Origin of the sequence: Streptomyces sp. NPDC048277 (assembly GCF_040652235.1) — a bacterium.
Taxonomy (GTDB): Bacteria; Actinomycetota; Actinomycetes; order Streptomycetales; family Streptomycetaceae; genus Streptomyces.
The window spans coordinates 13,290-36,425 of record NZ_JBEZLQ010000051.1; the positions used below are offsets into that span (position 1 = coordinate 13,290).

At 70.0% G+C, this 23,136-nt stretch carries 19 protein-coding genes and 2 pseudogenes; 10 read left to right on the top strand and 11 right to left on the bottom strand.

Features of this window, described 5'->3' with window-relative positions; all coding sequences use genetic code 11:
* Positions 1 to 19 precede the first annotated feature (19 nt).
* A complete protein-coding gene (locus AB0D85_RS50470; RefSeq protein WP_362337846.1) occupies positions 20 to 2,587 on the bottom strand; it encodes an FtsX-like permease family protein in 2,568 nt (855 codons plus the stop codon).
* 6 nt (positions 2,588 to 2,593) lie between these two features.
* On the bottom strand, positions 2,594 to 3,382 hold the full coding sequence (locus tag AB0D85_RS50475) for an ABC transporter ATP-binding protein (protein ID WP_362337849.1): 789 nt from the start codon (positions 3,380 to 3,382) through the stop codon (positions 2,594 to 2,596).
* A gap of 129 nt (positions 3,383 to 3,511) precedes the next feature.
* Between AB0D85_RS50475 and AB0D85_RS50480 the strand changes: the two genes are divergently transcribed.
* Positions 3,512 to 3,763, top strand: coding sequence for a toxin-antitoxin system HicB family antitoxin (locus AB0D85_RS50480; protein ID WP_362337852.1), 252 nt, complete (start codon positions 3,512 to 3,514; stop codon positions 3,761 to 3,763).
* Positions 3,764 to 3,767: 4 nt separating this feature from the next.
* Complete coding sequence (locus AB0D85_RS50485; RefSeq protein ID WP_362337855.1) at positions 3,768 to 4,142, top strand: fic family toxin-antitoxin system, toxin component; 375 nt, start codon at positions 3,768 to 3,770, stop codon at positions 4,140 to 4,142.
* A gap of 44 nt (positions 4,143 to 4,186) precedes the next feature.
* Here AB0D85_RS50485 and AB0D85_RS50490 read toward each other — a convergent pair whose 3' ends face one another.
* Positions 4,187 to 4,870: a class I SAM-dependent methyltransferase gene (locus AB0D85_RS50490; protein ID WP_362337858.1), complete on the bottom strand. Its 684-nt coding sequence runs from the start codon at positions 4,868 to 4,870 to the stop codon at positions 4,187 to 4,189.
* Between the two features lie 73 nt (positions 4,871 to 4,943).
* Positions 4,944 to 5,630 (bottom strand): triacylglycerol lipase, encoded by a 687-nt coding sequence (locus AB0D85_RS50495; protein ID WP_362337861.1) that lies wholly within the window; start codon positions 5,628 to 5,630, stop codon positions 4,944 to 4,946.
* 119 nt (positions 5,631 to 5,749) lie between these two features.
* On the opposite strand from AB0D85_RS50495, the gene AB0D85_RS50500 reads away from it, so the two are divergent.
* Entirely contained in the window at positions 5,750 to 7,921 is a 2,172-nt protein-coding gene (locus AB0D85_RS50500) for a LuxR C-terminal-related transcriptional regulator (RefSeq protein ID WP_362337896.1), read from the top strand.
* A 178-nt stretch (positions 7,922 to 8,099) separates the two neighbouring features.
* Here AB0D85_RS50500 and bioD read toward each other — a convergent pair whose 3' ends face one another.
* The 3 genes from bioD to bioB are packed head-to-tail and all read right to left on the bottom strand — an operon-like array spanning position 8,100 to position 11,270.
* Positions 8,100 to 8,816, bottom strand: a complete 717-nt coding sequence (gene bioD, locus AB0D85_RS50505) for a dethiobiotin synthase (protein WP_362337899.1) — start codon at positions 8,814 to 8,816, stop codon at positions 8,100 to 8,102.
* A 2-nt stretch (positions 8,817 to 8,818) separates the two neighbouring features.
* The gene (locus tag AB0D85_RS50510) at positions 8,819 to 10,099 is read right to left on the bottom strand and encodes an adenosylmethionine--8-amino-7-oxononanoate transaminase (RefSeq protein WP_362337864.1); all 1,281 of its coding nucleotides are present in this window, start codon (positions 10,097 to 10,099) and stop codon (positions 8,819 to 8,821) included.
* A complete protein-coding gene (bioB, locus tag AB0D85_RS50515; protein WP_362337867.1) occupies positions 10,092 to 11,270 on the bottom strand; it encodes a biotin synthase BioB in 1,179 nt (392 codons plus the stop codon). The genes AB0D85_RS50510 and bioB overlap by 8 nt, the downstream gene beginning before the upstream one ends.
* A 1,141-nt stretch (positions 11,271 to 12,411) precedes the next feature.
* Here bioB and AB0D85_RS50520 point away from each other — a divergent pair.
* Positions 12,412 to 13,510: pseudogene (locus AB0D85_RS50520) on the top strand (integrase core domain-containing protein).
* Positions 13,511 to 14,270: 760 nt separating this feature from the next.
* Here the strand turns inward: AB0D85_RS50520 and AB0D85_RS50525 are convergent.
* Together AB0D85_RS50525 and AB0D85_RS50530 are read right to left on the bottom strand one after the other, a co-directional pair.
* Positions 14,271 to 14,660, bottom strand: a complete 390-nt coding sequence (locus AB0D85_RS50525) for a hypothetical protein (RefSeq protein WP_362337870.1) — start codon at positions 14,658 to 14,660, stop codon at positions 14,271 to 14,273.
* Positions 14,657 to 14,908 (bottom strand): hypothetical protein, encoded by a 252-nt coding sequence (locus AB0D85_RS50530; protein WP_362337873.1) that lies wholly within the window; start codon positions 14,906 to 14,908, stop codon positions 14,657 to 14,659. Before AB0D85_RS50530 ends, AB0D85_RS50525 begins: the two co-directional genes overlap by 4 nt.
* A 121-nt stretch (positions 14,909 to 15,029) precedes the next feature.
* Here AB0D85_RS50530 and AB0D85_RS50535 point away from each other — a divergent pair, with 121 nt between their 5' ends.
* Both AB0D85_RS50535 and AB0D85_RS50540 read left to right on the top strand, forming a co-directional pair.
* Positions 15,030 to 15,158: a recombinase family protein gene (locus tag AB0D85_RS50535; RefSeq protein WP_362337876.1), complete on the top strand. Its 129-nt coding sequence runs from the start codon at positions 15,030 to 15,032 to the stop codon at positions 15,156 to 15,158.
* Between the two features lie 142 nt (positions 15,159 to 15,300).
* The gene (locus AB0D85_RS50540) at positions 15,301 to 16,200 is read left to right on the top strand and encodes a recombinase family protein (protein ID WP_362337879.1); all 900 of its coding nucleotides are present in this window, start codon (positions 15,301 to 15,303) and stop codon (positions 16,198 to 16,200) included.
* A 953-nt stretch (positions 16,201 to 17,153) separates the two neighbouring features.
* On the opposite strand, the gene AB0D85_RS50545 is transcribed toward AB0D85_RS50540, so the two are convergent.
* Complete coding sequence (locus tag AB0D85_RS50545) at positions 17,154 to 17,498, bottom strand: hypothetical protein (protein ID WP_362337882.1); 345 nt, start codon at positions 17,496 to 17,498, stop codon at positions 17,154 to 17,156.
* A complete protein-coding gene (locus tag AB0D85_RS50550) occupies positions 17,495 to 17,956 on the bottom strand; it encodes a cupin domain-containing protein (RefSeq protein ID WP_362323804.1) in 462 nt (153 codons plus the stop codon). The genes AB0D85_RS50545 and AB0D85_RS50550 overlap by 4 nt, the downstream gene beginning before the upstream one ends.
* Positions 17,957 to 18,101: 145 nt before the next feature.
* Between AB0D85_RS50550 and AB0D85_RS50555 the strand changes: the two genes are divergently transcribed.
* The 4 genes and pseudogenes from AB0D85_RS50555 to AB0D85_RS50570 form a co-directional block, all read left to right on the top strand.
* The gene (locus tag AB0D85_RS50555) at positions 18,102 to 18,722 is read left to right on the top strand and encodes a TetR family transcriptional regulator (protein WP_362337885.1); all 621 of its coding nucleotides are present in this window, start codon (positions 18,102 to 18,104) and stop codon (positions 18,720 to 18,722) included.
* A 193-nt stretch (positions 18,723 to 18,915) separates the two neighbouring features.
* Complete coding sequence (locus AB0D85_RS50560; protein WP_362337887.1) at positions 18,916 to 21,711, top strand: BTAD domain-containing putative transcriptional regulator; 2,796 nt, start codon at positions 18,916 to 18,918, stop codon at positions 21,709 to 21,711.
* 18 nt (positions 21,712 to 21,729) lie between these two features.
* Positions 21,730 to 22,002: a hypothetical protein gene (locus AB0D85_RS50565; RefSeq protein ID WP_362337890.1), complete on the top strand. Its 273-nt coding sequence runs from the start codon at positions 21,730 to 21,732 to the stop codon at positions 22,000 to 22,002.
* A 639-nt stretch (positions 22,003 to 22,641) separates the two neighbouring features.
* Positions 22,642 to 22,740 (top strand): annotated as a pseudogene (locus tag AB0D85_RS50570) (3-oxoadipate enol-lactone hydrolase); the annotation flags it as partial.
* Between the last annotated feature and the right edge of the window lie 396 nt (positions 22,741 to 23,136).

The window sequence follows — 23,136 nt, forward strand, 5'->3', positions numbered from 1 at the left end:
GTCGTCCGCTGGGATTCCATCACTCGTGCGCGATGGCCGCCAGCACATTCATGCGCGATGCACGCAACGCCGGCAGCAGCGCGGCCACGATGCCCACGACCGCCGAGCCGACCACGACCGCGACGATCGTGCCCCACGGGACGGCGAGGGCCTTCATACCCTGGAGAGCCAGCACCTGCTGGGTGCACACGCCCCACACCAGGCCGAGCGCGAGCCCCAGCACCGCGCCGAACACCGCGATCACCACCGACTCCAGCCGGATCATCCGGCGCAACTGCCGCCGGGCCAGCCCGATCGCGCGCAGCAGACCGATCTCCCGGGTGCGCTCCACGACCGACAGGGCCAGGGTGTTGACCACCCCGAGCACCGCGATCACGATCGCGAGGCCGAGCAGCGCGTACACCAGGTAGAGCAGCACGGCGATCTGGTCGTGGACCAGTTTCTTGTAGTCGGCCTGGTCGCGGACCTGCACCTGCGGGAACGGGGCGAGGGTCCGCTCCAGGTTCTTGCGGAGCCGGTCCGCGGTCGTGCCCGGGGCCCGGTTGACGTACAACGACGAGTCCTGCCCGTCGGGGACGTACTTCTGCACGGTCGCGATGCCGAAGAACAGCCCGCCCTGGGTGCCGAAGCCGCTGCCGCTGTCCTGGTCGGTGAGGGCGCCCACCGTCAGCTCGGCGGTCTTCCCGCCCGGGAACTCGACCGGGAGCACACTGCCGAGCCGTACCTTGTGGTCCTCGGCGAAGTTGACGTCCATGCCGAGGCTGCCGTCGGCCAGCGCCGCCGCCGTGTCACCGCCCTTGTAGGCGACATGGGCGACCTGGTCGACCTGCGCGTCGTACCCGGCGGCGGTCGTGGTGACCCGTTTGCCGTCCGGCAGCCGTACCGCCACCGGCGCGAACCGCTGCCGTACGACGAGACCCACGCCCTCGGTGCCCCGTACCTTGTCGGTGATCTCCTTGGTGAACGGCAGGAAGTTGCCGTTCTGGATCGTGAAGTCGGCGCCCAGCGTCTTGTCGATCTGCTGGTCGAAGGACTTGGACATGGAGGCGCTGGCCACCGACATCCCGCCGACCAGGGCGAGCCCCACCATGAGCGCGGCGGCGGTGGCACCGGTACGGCGCGGGTTGCGCAGGGCGTTGCGCTGGCTCATCCGGCCGACCGGGCCGAAGAGGGCGGGGAAGGCCCCGCCCAGGACCCGGATCACCGGGCGGACCAGCAGCGGGCCCGCGATGACCGTCGCGATCAGGGTCAGGACGACCCCGAGGCCCAGCAGCGAGGCGGCGGAGGCGGTCTTCGTGGCCGCCGCGCAGCCGGCCAGGGCAGCCGCCCCGAGCGCGCCGACGGCCCCGCCCACGGCCGCCCGCACCTTCAACGGCTTGCCCACACCGGCGATCTCGGCGTCCGCGAGGGCCGCCATCGGCGACACCGTGGCCGCGCGCCGGGCGGGCAGATAGGCGGCGACGAAGGTGACGCCGACCCCCACGACGTACGCCGCGACGGGCGTCGGCCAGCCGATGACCATCTCGGTGGCCTTCAGGTTCATTCCGAACGCGCTCATCAGCTTGATCAGCCCGAACGCCAGCCCGATCCCGGCGCCCAGGCCCAGCGTCGAACCGACCAGGCCGAGCAGCACCGCCTCGGTGAGCACGGACCGCCGCACCTGCCGCCGGTCGGCGCCCAGCGCGCGCAACAGGCCCAGTTCACGGGTGCGTTGGGCGATGAGCATGGAGAAGGTGTTGACGATCAGGAAGACGCCCACGAGCGTGGCGATCCCCGCGAATCCCAGCATCACGTACTTGATGACGTCCAGGAAGCCGCCGAGGTCCGCCGCCGAGGACTTCGCCTGCTCGTCGGCGGTCTTCAGGTCGTACGTCCCGGTCCCGATCGCCGCGCCGATACGGTGCTTGAGCTCGGCGTCGGTTACGCCCTTCGCCGCGTCCACCGAGATGCTGGTGGCCCGGCCGGGGGAGCCCAGCAGTTCCTTCGCGGCGACCGACGGGTCGAGGAAGACCAGGGCCGCACCGGGGTTGGTGGTGGTGAAGGTGGCGATGCCGACGATCTCCACCTCGAACGTGCCGGGCTGGGCCTGCACGGTCAGCGTGTCGCCGATCCGCACGTGCTTCTTGTCGGCGGTGTCCGCGTCCAGGAGCGCTTGCCCGGCGCCCTGCGGGGCGTGTCCCGAGGTGAGCTTCACGGGGCTGCGGTGGGTGAGGTACCAGTCCGTGGCGATCGTCGGGGCGCCGGTGGTCGGGCCGACCGACTTGTCGTGGCTGTCGACCACCACGATGTTCTGCACGGACACGTCCGCGTGCGTCCCGGCGACCCCGTCGACCTTCGCGACCTCGGCCGCGAGCGCGGCCGGCACGGTCTGGACGGCGCCGGTCGGTACCGACGACTTGAGGTCCTGCTTAGGCTCGACCGTCACATCGGCGGAGGTGGAGGCGAACAGCCGGTCGAAGGTACGGGTGACGGTGTCGGAGAAGATCAGGCTCCCCGCGACGAACGCCACGGACAGGACGATGGCCAGCGCGGACAGCATCAGCCGTCCCTTGTGGGCCAGGAAGCTGCGCAGGGTCGCCTTGAGCACCGGGTCTCAGTCCTCCTCGGGGCCCGCGGACCCGCGTCCCACGTCGAAGCGCTTCATGCGTTCGAGCACGGCGTCCGCCGTCGGGCCCTCCATCCGGTCCACGATCCGGCCGTCGGCGAGGAAGAGCACCAGGTCGGAGTGGGCGGCGGCGCCCGGGTCGTGGGTCACCATCACGACCGTCTGCCCGAGCTGGTCGACGGCCTCCCGCAGGAAGCCCAGCACCTCCAGGCCGGCCCGCGAGTCCAGGTTGCCGGTCGGCTCGTCGGCGAAGATCAGCTCGGGGCGGGAGGCCAGCGCCCGCGCACAGGCCACGCGCTGCTGCTGGCCGCCGGAGAGCTGCGCGGGCCGGTGCTTGAGCCGATCCCGCAGGCCCAGCGTGTCGATGACCTGGTCCAGCCACTTCTCGTCGGGCTTCTTGCCCGCGATGTCCATGGGCAGGGTGATGTTCTCGGCCGCGTTCAGCGTCGGGATCAGGTTGAACGACTGGAACATGAACCCGATCCGGTCCCGGCGCAGCCGCGTCAGCTCGCGGTCCTTCATGCCCGTTATCTCGGTGTCGCCGAGCCAGACCGCGCCGGCCGACACCGTGTCCAGCCCCGCCAGGCAGTGCATCAGCGTGGACTTGCCGGAGCCGGACGGGCCCATGACTGCGGTGAAGCGGCCGCGCGCGATGTCCACGTCCACCGAGTCGAGCGCGAGCACGGTCGTCTCACCCGCGCCGTAGGCCTTGGTCAGCCCGCGTGCGCGGGCCGCGGTCCCGTCGGCGGCGGGCGCCTCCGCAGCTGCTGTGGACAAGACTGCCTCCCCGATCGCACGACCCCTTTGTCCGGGTCGAGCGTAGTGTGACCCGTCCCACAGGCGGTATCACATTTCGATTCCGATGCGCGCTTGCCGCTGCTAGCGTTCCGGCGCTAGCTTCGAGGTATGGCTAAGACCCAGCTGAACGTGCGGGTGGACGAGGGCACCGCCAAGGCGGCCCGCGAACGCGCCCTCGCGCGGGGCATGAGTGTCAACCGCTACATAGAGGAACTGGTCATGCAGGACACGGGTGAGGCGGGCCGTACGTTCGTCGAGGCCGCCGCCGACTTCATGAAGCAGTACGAGTCCGTCTTCGCGGAGGAATTCGGCGAGACGCACGCAACCGACACGCCTGACAAGACCGAAGGCCGTCACTGATCCCTTGAGCGACCTGACGATCGACCTCGCCTGGCTCCTCATGCTCGCCGAACAGAAGACCCCGGGTGACCCGCAGGTCACCGACTGGGGTGCGCTGATCGCCGCCGTCGCCAGGCACCAGGCCGAGATATTCGACGTCCCCGTCTACGACACCCCGCACGCACGCGCCGCGGCGCTGCTCCAACTCCTCATCCATGTACCGGCGTTGGAGCGCTCGAACGCCCTGTTCGCGTCCTCGGTCGCCTACGCCTACCTGGTCGCCAGCGGCCTCAAGGTCGCCACCTCGCCCGAGCAGGTCCGCGACCTGGCCCGGCTGGTCAAGAACGGCCAGGCGAGCGTGGCCGACATCGCCGAGGAGCTGCGCCGCTGGAGCCTGTGAGCCGGAGCCTCTGCGCCGGAGCCGGGCTCCGGTGGAGCCGGTGATCAGGACTCCGAGGGCCGCCGCGCCACGCCCAGCACGCAGTACGAGGACGGCAGACGGGGGCCGCTCTCCGGCATCAGCACCGGCCGGTAGGGACCGAGTTCGAACCCGGCCGCGCGCAGCTCGGCGATCGGCGCCCGGGACAGATGACAGCCGCCGCTCAGCACCGGCCACACCGTCCGGTCCAGGGTCCGCTGGGCGAGCCGCATCGCCGGCCCGCCGCCCCGGCCGTGCTCGAAGAACCGCAGCTCACCGCCCGGCCGCAGCACCCGCCGTGCCTCCGCGAGCGCCCGTGGCACATCCCGGACACTGCACAGCACCAGGGACAGCACCACCGCGTCGAAGGCCTCGCTCTTGACCGGCAGGGCCTCCGCCGCACCCGGCACCACGTCCACCGGGACGTCGGCGCGGACGGCGGCCTCCACCGCCAACCGCCGCAGGGTGCGCTCCGGTTCGATCGCGACGACCTCCGCGACCGAACCGGGATACCGCGCGAAATTGAGCCCGTTGCCCGCGCCGATCTCGATCACCCGCCCGGACAGACCGGACAGCAGCGTGTCCCGGATCGCTGCCATACCGAGTCTGGTCTCGGCGGTCACGCTGTAACGGGCGTAGAAACGGGCGAACAGCGGGTGGTGGACGGGATCCCGCACCGGTTTCCCGGTACTGAGGGACATCAGCCGCATGACGACCTCCGGACGGAAGCAGGTCTACGGTGATTGTCCCCCGCTCGGGCCCGTCGCACCCCCGCAGCGGGTGCTACGCGATGAAGTCGCGCACCTGCTCGTACACGCCGTAGTCGTTGTTCATGTCGGTGTGCGAGATGCAGCCGACGTCGACGTTGGTCGCCCCGCTCAGCTCCGCCGAGGTGTCCGGGTCGATCGCCGCGTCGCAGTCCGACCAGTACGCCGCGTAGGAGACGCTGCCGGGCGTCTCGTCACCGGAGTTCAGGGCGGTCAGGAACGAGCTGCCGGTCGTCATCTCCTTGCAGGAGGTGTACAGCCACCCGCACAGCGAGGCGACGCTCGTCCCGTGGTTCACCCCGGCGACGGACACGAAGTGGTTCACGTACGAGGTCCCGCCGAGGTTCTTGAGGTAGTAGCGGCTGTTGAGGGCGCCCATGGAGTGGACCACCAGGTCGACCTTCGAGGCGCCGGTCTTGGTGAGGACGGACTGGATGTACGTCGACAGCGTCGAGGCGGTCGTGACGTTCGACTTCGTCCAGTCGTACGAGATCGCGTACAGCTCGGAGGACGAGTAGCCGTCCGCCTCGAAGTCCGCGATCCAGTCGTCCCAACTGCTGGAGTCGCTGCTCAGACCGTGCACGAACACGATCGGGGTGTGGCTCGCCGCGTGCGCCTCGGTCGTTGCCAGGGGGAGTGACAGAAGGAGCGAACCGGCAATCGCCGACAGAGCCGTTGCGATGCGACGCTTTGCGCGTTGCATGATGCCTCCTGAAACGGGTGGGGTTGTTCAGGAGTGTCGGGACAGGTCTACGCGCGCCGCATCGGTGAAGTCGCCAGTCTTTACGAGTCAACTAACTCGCCAGTAACGTCTTTGGTGTGGTGATACCGGTGAACCCCCCACCTCTGGACCGCACTTCGCCACCGCAGACGACGGACGCGGGGCCGTGCCCGGCTTCGGCGCTCCCCGAGGGCGTCCGCGCCCGGGTGCTCCGCGTCGTATACGAGGACCGGCGCGCCGCGGCCGAACTCGTGCCGCGCCTCACCGAACGGCAGGCGACGGGCCTGGACCCGCTGCCGGTCGAACCGGCCGAACTGGCACCGCGGTTGCTCCACGCCCTGCGCCGGGAGATCCGCGCCCTGCCCGACGACACCCGGCTGCTGCTGCTCCTCGCCGCCGCCGACCAGTACCCGGTCGCCACCCACGCCTTCCTGCGGGCGGTGACCGCGGCCCGTGTCGACACCCGCCCGCTGGAGGCCGCCGAGACCGCCGGGGTCGCCCACGCCGGTGCCGGCGGCGTGTTCTTCCGGGACGCCTGGACCCGGATCGCCGCCTACGGGACCGCCTCACCGGCCGACCGGCGGGAGGCCCACCTGCTGCTCGCCCGGGTGCTGGGCGGCAAGGGCGAGACGACCCGCCGCTCCTGGCACCGCGGCGCAGCCGCGCTCGGCCCCAGCGCCCGCCTCGCGGCCGAGCTGCGCGGCGCCGCCGACCGGGCCCGCGCCGAGGGGCGGCCCGCCCTGGCCCGCGCCCTCGCCGAACGCGCCGCCGACCTCTGCCCGGACGCGGTCGAAGAGGCCCGGCTCCTCGCCCGGGCCGCCGCCGACGCCTGGCGCTCCGGCGAGGCCGACCGGGCGAGACGGCTCGCCGCCCGCACGGACAACCCGGCCCTGAACGGCGTCCTCGCTCTCAGAGCGGGCAACGCCTCCGAGGCCTTCGACGCGCTGCTCACCGCCGCTGTCCGGCAGGAACGTTCCGCCGACGCCGCCGAACTGCTCGCCCTCGCCACCGAGGCCGCCGTCTACACCGGCGACCTGAGACGCTGCCGCGAGGCCCATGTCATCGCCCAGTGGCTCGGCCATCCCCCGTCCGGCATCCTCGCCGGACTCGCCGCCGCCGTCGAAGGCCGCTACGACGACGCCCGCGTCCTCCTCAAGGGCACCGCGGGCCGCTGCGGGCCCGGCGGCGAACCCGGGCTGCTGATCCACTCCGGCATCGCCGCGCTGATGCTCGGCGACCACACCCGCGCCACCACCGCCACCCTGCGGGCCGCCGCCTCCGCCCGAGCCCGCGGCATCCCGGCGACGGCCGCCCAGGCCACGGAGTTCCGCGCCTACGCCGACTTCTGGACCGGCCGTACCCGGGCCGCCGAGGCCGCGGTCGAGGAAGCCCTGAGCCACGCCCACGCCACCGGGCAGGACAACGGCGCCTGCCATCTCCAGGCCGCGCTCGCCATGTTCGCCGCCGTGACGGGGGACGAGGAGGCCTGCCGGGAGCGGGCGGCCGCCGTCCGCTCCCACGCCCTGGCGCACGGGCTCGGCCTGCCCGCGGCACTCGCCCAGTGGGCCCTCGCCTTCCTCGACCTGACCCACGGCCGCTTCCCCGCCGCGGCCGCCCGGCTGCGCGCCCTCGCCGGATTCGGCCCCGGACACGGCCACCGGGCCATCCGGCACCTGGCCACCCCGCACTACGTCGAGGCCGCGGTCCGCACCGGCGACACCCGGGTCGCCCGCGCCGCACACGCCGACTACCACCGCTGGGCCACCGCCGTCCGCAGCACCGACGACCTCGCCCTCAGCGCCCGCTGCCGGGCGCTGCTCGCCCCCGGTGCCGAGGCGGTCCCGCACTACCGCGCCGCACTCGACCTGCACGCCCGCGGCATCCGTGACTTCGAACGCGCCCGCACCGAGCTGCTGTTCGGGGGCGCCCTGCGCCGACTGCGCCAGCGCACCGAGGCCCGGGACCGGCTGCACAGCGCGCTGGAGGCCTTCGAGTCCTTCGACGCCCCGCACTGTGCGGCCCAGGCCCGCGCCGAACTCCGCGCCCTGGGCACGCCGTTGACCCCGCACTCCGGTGCCGACCCGGCCGCCGTGCTCACCGCCCAGCAGCTCATGGTCGCCCGGATGGCCGCGGAGGGCGCCACCAACCGCGAGATCGCCGACCGGCTCAATCTGAGCCCGCGCACGATCGACCACCATCTGCGGGGCGTCTTCACCCGGTTGGGCATCCGGTCCCGGATCGAGTTGGTACGGCTGCTCGGCGAGGCGTCCTAGGGAGCAGTTCCGTGATCCGGGTAGGCCGCGTCGGTCGGGTGCGGCACCGTCGTGGCTGGTCGCGCAGTTCCCCGCGCCCCTAAAAGAAGGGGCGTCGGTGGAGCGCCCCTTCAGGGGCGCGGGGAACTGCGCGATCGGCCCCCACACAGCCGCACCCGACCGACGGCCTGCGGCGGCTCTACGCCGCCTCCCGCATCCGGAACGCCTCCGCGTCCCACGTGCCGTCCAGCCGTGCCGACAGCCAACTCGGCGCCACCGCCCGGAAGTCGGCGGGGGCGAGGGCGCCGGCCCCGGCCGGCAGCGCGCCGAGCAGCGGGGCCCCGGCCACCTCCGGGAGGTCGGCCACATTGCAACGCGACGCCAGATCCGGGGAGTCCGGCCAGCTGCCGATCACCACACCCAGCAACTCCAGCTCCCGCACCCGCAGTTCACGGGCCGTCAGCTCGGTCGTGTTGAGCGTGCCGAGTCCCGCCGACGCCACCACCAGCACCGGCGCGTTCAGCAGCCGGGCTACGTCCGCGAGCGTGCCGCCCGCCGCGTCGAACCGGACGAGCAGCCCGCCCGCGCCCTCGACCAGCACCAGATCGTGCCCGGTGGCCAGCTTGGCGGCGGCCTCCGCCACATCCTGCGGCTGCACCGGGGCCATCCCCGCCCGCCGGGCCGCCGTGCCCGGCGCCAACGGCTCGGGGAAACGGGCGACCTCGGCCGCCGTCACGGCGCCCGCGAGCCGCGCGACCTCGTCGGCGTCCCCGCGCTCGTCCGGTCCCACCCCGGTCTGCGCGGCCTTCAGGACCGCCACCGAGCGGCCCGCCGCGACCGCGGCGGCGGCGACCGCGGCCGTGGTGACCGTCTTGCCGACCTCCGTGCCCGTCCCCGTGATCACCAGGATCGGCATGCTCATCCCTCCCGCGCCGCGGCGCACACCGCGTGCGCGATCCGTGCCACGTCCGCGTCGTCCGTGACGTACGGCGGCATCGTGTAGACGAGGTCGCGGAACGGCCGCAGCCACACGCCCTCACGTACCGCGGCCGCCGTCGCGGCCTTCATGTCGACCTCGTGGTCGAGCTGGACGACCCCGATGGCGCCGAGGACCCGGACGTCCCGTACGCCGGGGACGTCCCGCGCGGGCGCGAGTCCGTCCCGCAGGCCGGTCTCGATCCGCTTGACCTCCCCGAGCCAGTCCTGCCCGAGCAGCAGCCCCAGCGAGGCACAGGCGACGGAGGCGGCCAGCGGGTTGCCCATGAACGTCGGCCCGTGGGCCAGTACCGGCACCTCGCCCCGCGAGATGCCGTCGGCCACCCGGGGCGTGCACAGCGTCGCCGCCATGGTCAGATAGCCGCCGGTCAGCGCCTTGCCCACGCACATCACGTCCGGGGTGACGGACGCGTGGTCCGCCGCGAACAGCGCGCCCGTGCGCCCGAAGCCGGTCGCGATCTCGTCGAACACCAGCAGCACGTCGTGCGCGTCGCAGGCCTCGCGCAGCACCCGCAGATAGGCGGGGGAGTGGAACCGCATCCCGCCCGCGCCCTGCACCACCGGCTCCACGATCACCGCGGCCAGTTCGTGCGCGTGCCGCTCGATCAGGTCGCGCAGATGGTCGGCGTACGACTCCTCGTACTCCGCGGGAGGCGCCTCCGCGAAGACCTGGCGGGGCAGCACCCCGGACCACAGGTCGTGCATCCCGCCCTCGGGGTCGCACACCGACATGGGCTGCCAGGTGTCGCCGTGGTAGCCGCCGCGCCAGGTCAACAGGCGTTGTTTCGCGGGGCGGCCGAGCGAGCGCCAGTACTGCAGGCACATCTTGACCGCGACCTCGACCGACACCGAGCCGGAGTCGGCGAGGAAGACATGTTCGAGGCCGTCCGGCGACATGTCGACAAGGAGCTTCGCCAGCCGGACGGCGGGCTCGTGCGTGAGCCCGCCGAACATCACATGGCTCATCCGGCCGAGCTGTGCGCTCGCCGCCTCGTTCAGCACCGGGTGGTTGTAGCCGTGGATCGCCGACCACCAGGACGACATGCCGTCGACGAGCTCGCCCGAGCCGTCCGCGAGCCGCAGCCGGACCCCGCTCGCCGACTCCACGACGAGCGGTTCGACCCGGCCGGGCATCGGACCGTACGGATGCCAGACGTGCCGCCGGTCGAGGTCCAGCAGCTCGGGGACGCCCAGATCAGGCATTGGGCGCGAGTTCCGTGCCGGCGCCCCGGCGGCGGACGGCGACCAGGTCGGTGCGCGGCTCGTTGACCGCGGCCGTACCGCAGACGTCCGCAGCGGATCCGCAGCCCGATCCGCACCCGTCCCCGGCGCCCTCGGCATGCGACCCGCACCCGGCACCCTGGGCCTCGGCCCGGTGCTGCGGCAGCGTCACCTCGTCCGAGCCCTCCACCACGAATCCGGCGTCCGCGATCATCTCCAGGTCGGCCTGGCCGGCCTGGCCCTCGGTGGTCAGGTAGTCGCCGAGGAAGATCGAGTTGGCCAGGTGCAGCGCGAGCGGCTGCATGGTGCGCAGATGGACCTCGCGGCCGCCCGCGATCCGCACCTCCACGTCGGGGCAGACGAACCGCACCATCGCCAGGATGCGCAGACAGCGCTGCGGGGTGAGGTTCCACTCCTTGGCCAGCGGGGTGCCCTCGACCGGGATCAGGAAGTTCACCGGAACGGAGTCCGGGTCCAGCTCGCGCAGCGAGAAGACCACGTCGACCAGGTCCTCGTCCGACTCACCCATACCGGCGATCAGACCGGAGCAGGCCGACAGCCCCGCCGCGTGCGCCTTGTTGACCGTGTCCACCCGGTCGGCGTACGTGTGCGTGGTCGTGATGTCCCCGTACGTCCCCTCGGACGTGTTGAGGTTGTGGTTGTAGGCGTCCGCGCCCGCCTCGCGCAGCCGCTCGGCCTGGCCGTCGGAGAGCAGACCGAGGCAGGCGCACACCTCGACGCCCTCGTTCTGCTCCTTGATCGCCTTGATGGTGCCGGCGACCCGGTCCACGTCCCGGTCGGTCGGACCGCGTCCGGAGGCCACCAGGCAGACCCGCTTGGCGCCCCCGGCGAGCCCCGCGGCGGCCGCCTTGGAGGCCTGGTCGGGTTTCAGCCAGGAGTACTTCAGGATCCCGGTCGAGGAGCCCAGCCGCTGCGAGCAGTAGGAGCAGTCCTCGGGACACAGGCCCGACTTGAGGTTGACCAGGTAGTTGAGTTTCACGCGCCGGCCGAACCAGTGCCGGCGCACCCTGCCGGCCGCGGCCACCACATCGAGAACGTCGTCGTCGGAGGTCGCCAGCACGGCGAGCGCTTCCTCGCGGGTCGGCAGCTCGCGCCGAAGCCCCTTGTCCACCAGCGTGTTCAGCAGGTCCATGAGAGCCGATCCTGTACTACGAGGCTGCTCCGGGCCAAGGAGAGTTTGCACAACCCTGTCAGTTCGACGTGTGGGGTATGTAACATGACCACCCCCGTGCGTAGGGTCTACAGAGAGCGCGGAAGACCAGGTCAGAGGCCCCAAGTCCGCATCCCGCCGCCGGTTCGGTGAGAGTCATGAGTGAGACGCAAGGGCCAGTGGATCAGTATGGAGGGTTCCTACAACACCCCCGAAGAGGCTGTTCCCTCAAGCGCCGTGCGTGACCTGGTGCGGGATGTCCTGGAAGCTCTCGGCATCCCCGCCCTGCGACCGCAGGGGACCGCGAGGCGCACGACCGGATCTTGAGCGAACGGGCCACGCACGCGGCACTCGCGCTCCGCAGCACGCTGGACGGGCGCCCCCTCGAAATCGAATAGACAACCGGATACCTGCGAGAACGGCTTGCTGAGCATCCCGCTACCTAATTTACTCGGGGTCCAGAGGGCGGCCGAATCGTCCATAGAGTGCAGAGAGCGCAGGTCGGATGCACTCCGACCTGCGCTCTTCCATGGGGTCTGTGAGACGAGTGTGGTTTGCCCTTGCCGCTCGTGGACACGTGGCTGCTGCAGTTCCGGCAACGCCGGATCCGCTGCCCGTGGGCGTCTGTGTCGGTGCGCCGACGTGGCTGGCGGCGTGGCCGGCGACGTGGTGAGCTTCGCCGCTCACCTGCGGCAGCTCGCCCGCACCGTCAACCACGCCGCTCCTGTGGAGCGTGCGGCATGACGGCCACCATCCCCTGCAGCACGGCCAGGGCCGCACCCACAACCCCGTCGGCGACAACGACGAACCCACCCACATCAGCGAGAAACTCACTGTCACCCTCGTCCACGGGGAAGAGGCATGCTCGATGCTGCCAAAGCCCCCTTTCAACCCCATGGCGACGACCCTCGACCCCGGAGCGGTCCTGGCGGGGCTGGGGGCCTCAGCGTGCCGGTGCTGCGTTCGCTGATCCGTTGACGCCGACGCCTGCGCTGTCGCGCGCGCTGGCGTGCACGGCCTGCGCGACATCGTCGGCTCTGTGCGTGCCGAGAATCTCGTCCGCGCAGGTCATCTCGCTTGCGGCCGCTGCCAGCTGCCAGCTGCCAGGGCATGATGACCATTCATGCTCCTGCGTCTCGCGTGTCTGACCGTGTCGAATGCCTTCGCCGCGCTCTGGCCTGCTCCCGATGAGCGACCGCGCCAAGGACGCCGAGATCCTGGCCCTATGCCACCAGATCACGGTCCTTGAGCGCCAACTCGGCCCGAAAAGGGTGAAGTTTGCTCCCGAGGATCGGGCCTTCCTCGCCGCGCTCCTGGCACCGCTGCCGCGCCAGGTGCTGCGTCGTCTCCGGCTTCTGGTACGTCCGGACACGGTGCTGCGGTGGCACCACAACCTGGTGAAGCAGCGGCACGCCCGCATCTGCCGCCCCAAGCGGCCCGGACGGCCGCGCACCGTCCGCTCGATCCGGGCGCTGGTCCTGCGCCTGGCTCGCGAGAACAGCGGCTGGGGCTACCGCCGTATCCACGGGGAACTGGCCGTGCTCGGCATCACGGTCGCCCCGTCCACCGTCTGGGAGATCCTCAAGGCCGAGGGCGTCGACCCGGCGCCGGAACGGACCGCCACCACCTGGGTCGGCTTCCTGCACTCCCAGGCCGACGCCCTGCTGGCCATGGACTTCATCGACACCATCACCCTGACCGGGCAGCGGCAGTACATCCTGGCCGTCATCGAGCACGCAACCCGCCGCATCCGCGTCCTGGGCACCACCGCGCACCCCACCGCGGGCTGGGTGACCCAGGCGGTCAAGAACCTCGTCATGGACCTTGAGGACTTGGGCGCGCACGCCGCCTACCTGATCCGCGACCGCGACGCCAAGTACCCTGCCCTGATCGACGAGATCCTCGCCGACGTCGGCATCCAGAGCGTGTTCACCGGCGTCCGCATGCCAAGGATGAACTCGATTATGGAGAGTTGGGTGCTCAGCCTCCGCCGCGAGCTCCTCGACCGCACCCTCATCTGGAACGCTCACCACCTGCGCCATGCCCTGAGCGAGTACGAGCGGTTCTACAACGAGCACCGCACCCACCGCTCCCTGCAGGCAGCCGCGCCGCTGCGCGCACTCCCCGAAACCATCACCGACCCCAGGGAGATCGCTCGCCTCGACATACGTCGACACGACCGCCTCGGCGGAGTGATCCACGAGTACCAACACGCCGCTTGACCTGCACGGACGTGATTCTCGGCACGCACAGGCACGGGCAGACCCACCGGAAGGGTCAGAAGGGTTTCCAGCGTGGACAGCTTGTCCATGCGCGCCGCGGAAACCTCACGACGGCGTACGTCCTCGGCAGAGTCCATGCGGTAGAAGAACAGCGCCTCCGTCCCCAACGCCGGGGCCACCACAGACTGCCCGTCCCGCCCCAGCAGTGCCGCGGAAGCAGTCTGCACCGAACCGCCGATCACGGAACTCGCCAAGGTCATCATGGGCTCCACCCTGTCTCATCGGGCGCCGTCCGAAAACAGCACCTCCGCCATTTATCCAACCCGGTCGGCTCCGGCTGCCTCTGCCAAACGGCCCAAGAGGTCCGCCAGACACCGCCACAGTTCGGCATCGTCGCTGCGCCGATACCACTGACGCCGCTCGCCGGGCTCCCGCGGAACACGCACAACCAGGCCCGCGTCCACTAGAGCCTGTACCGGCGCCTGATACACGCTGGGCGCAACACTTTGCGAGACCGCGAGATCCCCCAGACAGACCCCTCGGGAATCCGACATCGCCAGCGCCAGCAGCACCTCGGCCCGATAACGATTACCGAAGAGCTTCGCCGAGACCTCACGCAATCGTTCGGACGCGCTTTGGACCATGATTCATGATTCGCTAATCAGAAAACAGATGCCAACTACCCGGTGAATTCCGTGCACATGGGGAAGCGCTGGGATCACATCCACTGGTGAAGTCCGCCCCAACCCGGGCGGATCGCTCACGGAGCGAGGTCGAGCACCCGGACGCCGACCCCGTCCCAGGCCTTGGGCTGGACGGTGGCGACGCGTGCCCCATCCAGGCGCTCGGGGCCGGGCATGGCCACATGGTGGGTGTGGCACCAGCCCAGAGGCCGCTCGTGGCCCGAGGCGGCCAAGACGGCGGCGAGATCGAGCGGATGAAAAACCACCTGGTCGAGCATGCCGAGGTGGCTGGCGAGTCCGGTGCGTACCCGGTCCGCTTCGGCGAGTGTGGCCAGCGCGACGTGGACGCGCCAGGCCCCCGTCTCGGCGGCCTGGTACAGAAGGCGGGAGGCCAGGACGTTGCCTGAGCCCAGAGCGAGCAGCGCGCTGTCGTCGAGGACTACGTCGACAGGGGCGACAGGGTTCACGCGGCGCTGCCGAGCCGGCGCGTGAGCTCATCGTCCGCTGCGCGGTCCTGCTCGGGATCCGGGGCGTAGCCGGAGAGCGAGTGCAGGACTTCGAGGGTCTTCGCGACCTGCTCGTCCCGCTCGCTCTGCGTGAGGGTGTGGGTGGCGAATTCGCCGACGAGCCCCGCGATCGTGGTGTCCTTCTCGGCGGCCAGGATCGCCAGCCGGTCCCGGACGCTGCTCTCGACCTTGATCGTTGTGTGTGCCATGCCTGACAGAATACATCGGGTATACCCGCCCGGGGAGGCGATTGAGGTGGCTGCTTGCGCCTCCCTCGGCCAGGGGCCGAGGGACGGTCGGTAGGTGTGATTTCGCAAGCGAGAGCTCCTCATGGCCGCCGTACAGCGCGGCGAAGTCGACGTCATCATCGTGTACATGCTCGGCCGGCTTTGGCGGAACCGGCGTGAACGGGCCGAGGGAATGGAGATTCTCCGTAAGCACGGGGTGTCCGTGCTGTGAGTCAAGGGTCCCGAGTTTGACCTCACGACGGCCGCCTCCTCGCCGGTCTCCTCGGCGAGGTCGACACGTTCGAGGTCGAGCAGATGTTGGAGCGGGAGCAGCGGGAGCAGCGGGAGCAGCGGGAGCAGCGGGAGATGCGCCAGTGCGTCGAGCGGGGCCTGCCGCCGAGGTCAGGGACTGCTTTCACGCGCTGCTTGCCGGAGCGACCCTCTCGGGCATGGCCGCCGGCCTCCACGAGCGGGGCATCCTCAACCGCAACGGCAGACCCTGGGCACACAACGCCATCCGCGGCGTACCCCTGAACGAGCGCCACGCAGGGCTGCGTCAGTACCGCGGCGAGCTGCACCCGGGTAAGTGGCCGGTCATCGTGGACGAGGCCACATGGCGGGAGGCGAGGCACGTCCTTGAGGACGAGAGCCGGGCGACGAGCCCGGGACCGGGCCGGCGATGGCTGCTGTCGGGGATCGCCCGGTGCGGTGTCTGCGACGACGGGACGACCGTGACGTCCGGGTCGCGGAGCGGCCCGAAAGGCACGCGGGGGCTCACGGCGCCGCTGTACCGGTGCCGGAAGACGAAACACCTGGCGCGCGGTACGCAACCGATCGACCTCACTGTCGGGGAGTACGCGGTCCGGCGCCTGTCGCGCCCCGACGCCGTCGATCTCCTCGTCGACGAGACCGCACCGGGGTTGGAGGAAGTGCGGGCGAAGGCCGTTGCCCTGCGGTCCCGAATCAGGGTCCTGACCGACGTGTTCGCGGATGACGACGATGCGGACGCCGCCGAATTCGAGGCCGCCACCCGCGGGATCAAGGCCCGGCTGGCTGACGTCGAGGCGCAGATGGCGCACCCGCAGCGGGCGCGCATCCTGGTGGACATCGTGACCGCCGAAGATCCCGCCGATGCCTGCAAGGATCTGACGCTGGACCGGCAGCGCGCGGTGATCGGGACGATGGCCACGGTAACGCTCCTGCCCGGCCGTCCGGGCAGGGCGCCGTTCGATCCGCGATCGGTACGGATCGAGCCGCTTAAGGGGATGGACTGACCCCGCGGGCGGAGCAGCCCGCGCACAGGGTGCGTGTTCAACGCGCACCCTTACGGCGGACGCCGCTCGCCCCGGTGCGACCGTTGATTCGCAGGGGCTCACAGGCTGCCGACGGTCAGCTTCCGCCCGGACGGCCGGGCACCGACGGGAAGACCGGAGCGTTCAGACCAGTTCACGGCCACGTGGTCGTCACAGAGCAGGCTGTAGGCGCTGCTGGTGCGCCGGTTACAGGCGTTTTGCTGTGCGGTCGCGCAGCAGCAGCCGCTGACGCGCGTCGGCGCCGCCTGAGCGTGCAGCCGGTCCGTGCAGCAGCACGGCGTAAGCCGTCCTCTCCGCCTTGTTCGGGGCGGCATACTGGCCGGGCGCCTCCGGGGTCGGGAATGACCTCGTCATGCCTTTTCAGGCCTTGTCCGCGTTCGGAGTGCTGGGCATCGGCCCTCCTGGGCTCAATAGGGTCATGAGGACCCGAGGCACCTCCTGAACGGTCCGCCCCCACCAGGACGACGCTGTCGATCCCCCTGACAGGATCAGCGCCATGCTCATAACACCCCGAGCGGGCGGCTGACCGGAAATACATCCGCCGCCTACTCGCAGAGATCCGCACTCCTCGGTGTACCGCTTCGTGTACTTGCTTCCCACCTGGTGCTACTTCCTCTGGAACCTCAAGATCCCAGTCTCCAGGTGCCCACGATGAAGGGGAAGCTTCAAGAGCGTGTTGAGTGAGATCACCACACCAACGACGAGGGGCTTCGCCACGTCACCCCACCTGACCAGCTCATTTCACCCAGCCGGTACAGGATGAAAGAGGCTCAGTGATCCCGTTCGAGACGTTGTCCGAGCCCGGAAGAATAAGAACAAGCTGAGCTTGGGCGTGACCGGGTCGGGCTTCGGCGGCACGGTCACCGGTTCCGGCACTCATCGGGCTTCGCGTCGCTTTCGGGAGTGCGCCGTGCTCAGGCGGTGGCGACGGCTGTTGCGGTGTGTATCGAGGTCAGGAGCGAGGCACCCGCGATCATCGTCCATTTCCGGGTGGCGACTCCGATGACGGCGTCGCCCACCTGGGCCGCGGCGGCCGCGCACAGGATGAGCGAGCCGGCCGGACCCGACCACGCGAGCGGTGCGACGAGGGCCGCCGCCCCCAGCGGTACGCCCCTGGTCGCGTACATCCAGCCGTAGAAGCGTTCGCCGGCGGTGGGCGTACCGCTCTCGCTCAGCGCTGTCGGGCGTACGCCTCCCACCACCGCGAAGGCGATGCCGGCGAGCGCGGCGACGGCGTTGGCCCCGAGGAGAACGTTCACGGGGCGTACTCGGTCGAGGGTTCGGTGCCGTACTTCGTCCAGACCTCCGCGACGGCGCCGGGTGACAGCGGTTGCCCGGACTCGACCATGGCCTTGAGGTCACGGAAGTACTGCACGTACAGGTCCGGCGTGAAGGTGTTGAGCATGACCGCCCTGTCGTCGGTCACGTTGGCGAAGGTGTGCGGTGCGCCGGGCGGGACCATGACCCATGTACCGGCTCCGGCGTCGTAGTCGTCCTGCCCGACGGTGAACCGCACGCTGCCCGAAAGTATGTAGAAGCCCTCGTCGTGCTGGGCGTGGCGGTGCTGCGGAGGACCGGCGGTGTGCGGGGGGATGGTGATTTCGCCCATCCCCAGGCGGTGATTGGTGTTGCTGCCGTCCTCGAGGATCCGGATCGTCGACGGGCCGTTGACGATGAGCTCGCCCTCGCCCGGAGCGGTGATCGACACCTTGGCCATGGAGTCTCCCTGACTGGTGGGATTGCCAACTCCACGAACCTATGATCGATCCCGACATCGATGCAAGTTAACTCTCAAAAAAATAATGCCCTATCATGGCCGTGTCCTCGCCGGATATTCTTTCGGTCGGCACGAAGGGATGATCATGGCTGAGCGGAGTCGCCCGAAGGGGCTCAGCAACCAGATGGCACGCACCAGGTCGGCGATCATCGCGGCCGCCCGCGACCTCGCCGACACCGGCGCGGAGATCACCATGCCGGGGGTCGCGGCCGGGGCGGGGGTCTCCGAGGCGACCGCCTATCGCTATTTCCCGGACCTGCTCTCGCTGCTGCGGGCCTCCGTGATGACGGGGGATCTGGTCGCGGTCCTGCGGTCGGCGACGCGCGGCGACGACCCGGTCGAACGGATCGGCCAGGCCGCGGAGATCCTCGGCCGGGCGGTGCTGCGCAGACAGGGTGCCGTCCGGGTGGTCGTCTCCTCGGCCATCGCGAAACCCTCGCTGGCCAAGGACCGTCCCGCGCACCGCTTCGGACTCATCGAGCACGCTCTTGCCCCGTGGGCCGACAGGTGCGGCGCCGCGCAGCGCGCGGACGTGGAACAACTGGTCCGGGGTCTCGCCCTCGTGATCAGCGCCGAGTCGCTGTTCGCCCTGATCGACCTCTGCGGCCTGACCCCCGACGACGCGATCGCCGGCCTGGTGACCACCGCACGGCAGATGACGGCAGCGGCAGTCGCGGCCATTCCCACGAGACCCGCCACCGACTGAACCACCCGCTGCCGACCGTGCGTGCTGGCAAGCTGTTGTGCGCGGTAACCGGACCCTGGCAGCGTAGGGCGGGAGCATCGGAGGCAACGGGGGGAGTTCAAAAGCACGCGTACAGAAAGTGACGGCAGCTGACATGGATTGTGTTCGTTTCGCTGTGCTGGGGCCCGTCCGGGCCTGGTGTGGCGATCAGGAGTTGGATCTGGGGTCCCCGCAGCAGCGTGCGGTACTGGCGGCATTGTTACTGCGGCGCAGACGGTCCGTCAGCGTCAGTGAACTGGTCGATGCCGTATGGGGCGAGGATCCACCACCGGCGGCCGTATCCGTGCTGCGCACGTATGTCTCGCGGCTGCGTAAGGTGCTCCAGCCGTCGCGTACGACACAGGAGTCGGCCCAGATCATTCTGTCGACCGCGGACGGCTATCTGGCCGAACTCCCCGCGGAACGCCTGGATCTGGACGTATTCGAGCAGCAGGTCTCCGAGGCGAGACGGCTGCGTGCCGTCGGCCAGGAGTTCGCCGCCGGGGAACTGTTGCACGTGGCGCTGGGCAGGTGGGAGGGGACAGCGTTGGCGGGGGTGCCCGGCCCGCTGGCCGAAGCCGAGCGTGTCAGGCTCTCGGAGGTACGGCTGGCGGCCCTGGAGAACCGTTTCGATCTCGACATCCGGCTCGGCCACCACCACAACGTGATACCCGAACTCACCGCGCTGGTCGGCGAGCATCCCCTTCGGGAGCGGCTGTGCCGACTGCTGATGCTGGCGCTGTACCGGTCCGGGCGGCAGGCCGAGGCACTCGCCGCTTACCGCGCCACCCGACGCGACCTGGTGACCGAATTGGGTGTGGAGCCCGGCCCGGAACTCCAGGACCTGCACGACCGCATCCTCACGGCCGACCCGTCGCTGAAATCCGGCGCACCAGCGTCCGCCGCCACCGAACCCACGGCGCAGACCGCACCGGTCGCCGAGCAGCGGGTCACGCCCGCCCAGCTCCCTCCCAAAATAACGGCCTTCGCAGGCCGTATCCGGGAACTGGAGGAGCTGCGTGCCCTGTTACCCGAGCACGATGGCCGCCCGGCCACCGTGGTGATCCATGCCATGGCCGGCATGGCGGGTGTCGGCAAGACCGCCCTGGCGGTGCACTGGGCCCATGAGATCGCCCACCGCTTCCCCGACGGACAGCTCTACATCAACCTGCGAGGCTTCGACCCGGCCGACACGATCACAGCGCCCGAGGAGGCCGTGCGCGTCTTCCTCGACGCACTCGGCGTCTCCCCCCAGCGCATTCCCTCCGACCTCGACGCCCAGACGGGGCTGTATCGCAGTCTGCTGGCCGACCGGCGCATGCTGATCCTGCTGGACAACGCCAGGGACAGCGACCAGGTCCGCCCGCTGCTGCCCGGTGCCGCCGGCTGCATGGCCATCGTCACCAGCCGCAACTCACTCACCGGCCTGGTCACGGGCCACGGGGCGCATCCGCTGACGTTGAGGCCGCTGGCCGTCACCGAGGCCCACGGCCTCCTGGCCCGCCGCCTGGGCGAGGCACGCCTGACCGCCGAACCGCAGGCCATACACGAGATCTCCGCACGCTGCGGCCAGCTGCCGCTGGCCCTGGCCATCGTCGCCGCCCGCGCCGCCGCCCACCCGGGTTTCCCGCTCAGCGCGATCGCCAAGGAGCTGAGCGAGAGCGCGGACAGCCTCGACGCCTTCACCGGCGGCGACCTCAGCAGCGACCTGCAGGCGGTCTTCTCCTGGTCCCACCGAGCACTGTCCACCCCCGCCGCACGGCTGTTCCGCCTTCTGGGTCTGCACCACGGCCCCGACATCTCCGCACCCGCGGCAGCGGCCCTGGCCGGCCTCCCGCTGCGCCCGACCCGCCGCCTGCTGGGCGAACTCACCCATGCCCACCTCCTCATGGAACACCGGCCGGGCCGCTACACACTCCACGACCTGCTACGCGTCCACGCAGGCGAACGAGTCCTCGACGAAGACAGCCAACTCGATCGGGATCGAGCCGTCGATCGGCTCCTGGCCTGGTACCTGCACACCGCCGACGCCACCTATCCACACCTGACACCGAACCGACGACGGGTACCCCTCGATCCGGTGCCCCCCGACTGCGAACCACTGCAGTTCCACACCTACGACCAGGCCCTGAAATGGTGCGACGGCGAACGAGCCAACCTCGTGGCCGCGATCCACCAGGCCGCCGCGACCGGACGGCACGCTGTCGCCTGGCGGCTGACCCGCACGCTGTCGGGCTTCTACTACCTCCGCAGCCACCTCCACGACTGGCTCGACACAGCCCGGACCGGCCTCACCGCCGCCCGCGCCGGCGATGACATCACAGTCCAGGCCTGGGCTCTCTACAATTTGGCCAGCGCGTTGACGATCGGGAGCCACTATGACGAGGCCATCGAGTACTACACCCAGTCGATGACCCTGTACCAAGAGGTCAACGACCCGATCGGCGGGGCGATGACTCTGGGAAACCTGGGCAACCTGTACTTGCAAACCAACCAGCTCACCAAGGCGATCGAGTGCACCCGCGAGTCGCTGGTCGTCATCCGGGACACCGGCGACACCTGGAGCGAGGGCATCAGCCTGGCCAACCTGGGCGATGCCTACCAGCGTCTGGGCCGCTTCGACGAGGCCCTGACCCATCTGCAGGAGGCACTGACCGTCCTGCAGGCCATCGGTGACCGCTGGGTGGAAGGCGTGACCCTTGACGTTCTGGGCATGGTCCACCACCGGCTGGGCCATCACGACAACGCGATCGAAACCTACTACCAGGCAATCGAAGCCCATCGGGATGTCGGCAACCGCTGGGGCGAGGGACACACCCTCCGCCATCTCGGCGATCTCCACCAGAAGACCGACGAACCAGACGCGGCGCGCACCATCTGGCAGCAGGCCCTCACCCTCTTCGAGGAGTTGGACCACCCAGACGCTGAAGAGATGCGAAACAAACTCCGCGCCCTCGACGAACGTCCCTGAGTACTTGTACGTCACCTGATGAGTACGACGACGGGTCACCTGATCGAGACGGCGGGCCGCGCGTCGCCTGCCGTGGCTGAGGGCAGTGTCCAGGATGCCGACGTGAAATCGATGCCGGTGTCCGAGAACGGTCTGTCGAGCGAGCCGCTGGAAGAGCTTGGCCGCGCTCGCGCGGCCCCGGCTGCTGCCCGTGCGCGCCCGCCGCACCGATGCGTTGGACGAGATGCTGCTCTCGTCGACCGCGAAGGGCCTGACCTCATCGGACAATTGGTTCTGGCCGCGATGCCGTGAATCCCCAGGTCACGCCTGAATCAGGATGCGGGTGCGGAGGTGGCGGAACGAGGCTCGGTCGTACATGGCCCTCTTGATGGTCTTAAAAACCAAACTGATCAAGCGCCAGATGTACGGCCGCGCCAGCTTCCCCCTCCTCCGCCACCGCATCCTCCTGGGCTGACCACACCCACCGTCACCACCGACTACGGAACAGACCCGTTCGCTACACAGACCCGGGGAAAATTCAGGGCGACGTGGATTCGGGGTCCGCTCGCTGGTTTGGACCAGTGGCTGCAGCTGAGAGCATGCGGCTACGGCCAAGCCTTCTACCAAGCGTTCACCGTACGGTGTTCAAGCTGGTGTTGGGCGGGATTCCGGAAGGTTTCCAGGTGAGTCACGCCGATCCTCGTCCGTGCCACCACACTTGGCGCTGCAACGCGAACCGCCTGGAGGCCGTGATCAAAGAGAAGAGCGTTGCTCGTAGCGACTGAAGGAGGGCACGTGCCCGGAGGGTCCACCGCCGACACGGTCACGAGTACATGCCGGAGATCGTATTCCTGGGCTCTCGTCGGCAGGTCCGCATGCCGGCGCGGGGCGAGGCTCGCTACGTCCACCCCGGCGATGTGACATCTCGTGACAGATGAGAGGCTCAGGCGGGTGAGTGAGACACCGGTGAACACCCTGCAATACCGCTTTGACGGGCCAGAAGGCGCCCCGGTCCTGATCCTCGGTCCCTCACTGGGTACCACATGGCACAGGTTGTAGAGACCGTCCAGGGACGTCTACGCCAGTCCAGCGCGGGCATGAAAACCCAGGTCAGGGCCTCCTGGTCCGGGCGGGGCCGCCCAGTTGGTGATGGCTGTGTGATAGGCGGGTGATACGTCGAGGCCCCGCCGAGGTCCGTCCTCACGAGACCTCTGCGCGGAGCCGTGAGACGACGAAGGCGCACTGGAACGCTCCGGTGCGCCTTCGTCGTGAGTTCGGCTGCGCTGGCGCCACGATGCGGTCGGCGCCTCATACGGTCCGTCTTCCTGTGACGCTTTCAGGGTGCACCTATTCTCGGCGTCGGGTGAAAACTGGCCGCTGAACGGCGGATCAAAAGGGACCCATTTCGCGATCTTCTGACCAGCCTGATCTTGAACGTCAAGATCG

Excerpts from the sequence above, each read along its gene's own strand:
- AB0D85_RS50555 (WP_362337885.1), top strand. The coding sequence starts at position 18,102 with ATGGCTGAGCGGAGTCGCCCGAAGGGGCTCAGCAACCAGATGGCACGC.
- AB0D85_RS50490 (WP_362337858.1), bottom strand. The coding sequence starts at position 4,870 with ATGCGGCTGATGTCCCTCAGTACCGGGAAACCGGTGCGGGATCCCGTC.
- AB0D85_RS50535 (WP_362337876.1), top strand. The coding sequence starts at position 15,030 with ATGGCCGCCGTACAGCGCGGCGAAGTCGACGTCATCATCGTGTACATG.
- AB0D85_RS50565 (WP_362337890.1), top strand. The coding sequence starts at position 21,730 with ATGAGTACGACGACGGGTCACCTGATCGAGACGGCGGGCCGCGCGTCG.
- AB0D85_RS50480 (WP_362337852.1), top strand. The coding sequence starts at position 3,512 with ATGGCTAAGACCCAGCTGAACGTGCGGGTGGACGAGGGCACCGCCAAG.
- bioB (WP_362337867.1), bottom strand. The coding sequence starts at position 11,270 with ATGGACCTGCTGAACACGCTGGTGGACAAGGGGCTTCGGCGCGAGCTG.
- bioD (WP_362337899.1), bottom strand. The coding sequence starts at position 8,816 with ATGCCGATCCTGGTGATCACGGGGACGGGCACGGAGGTCGGCAAGACG.
- AB0D85_RS50510 (WP_362337864.1), bottom strand. The coding sequence starts at position 10,099 with ATGCCTGATCTGGGCGTCCCCGAGCTGCTGGACCTCGACCGGCGGCAC.
- AB0D85_RS50495 (WP_362337861.1), bottom strand. The coding sequence starts at position 5,630 with ATGCAACGCGCAAAGCGTCGCATCGCAACGGCTCTGTCGGCGATTGCC.
- AB0D85_RS50550 (WP_362323804.1), bottom strand. The coding sequence starts at position 17,956 with ATGGCCAAGGTGTCGATCACCGCTCCGGGCGAGGGCGAGCTCATCGTC.
- AB0D85_RS50530 (WP_362337873.1), bottom strand. The coding sequence starts at position 14,908 with ATGGCACACACAACGATCAAGGTCGAGAGCAGCGTCCGGGACCGGCTG.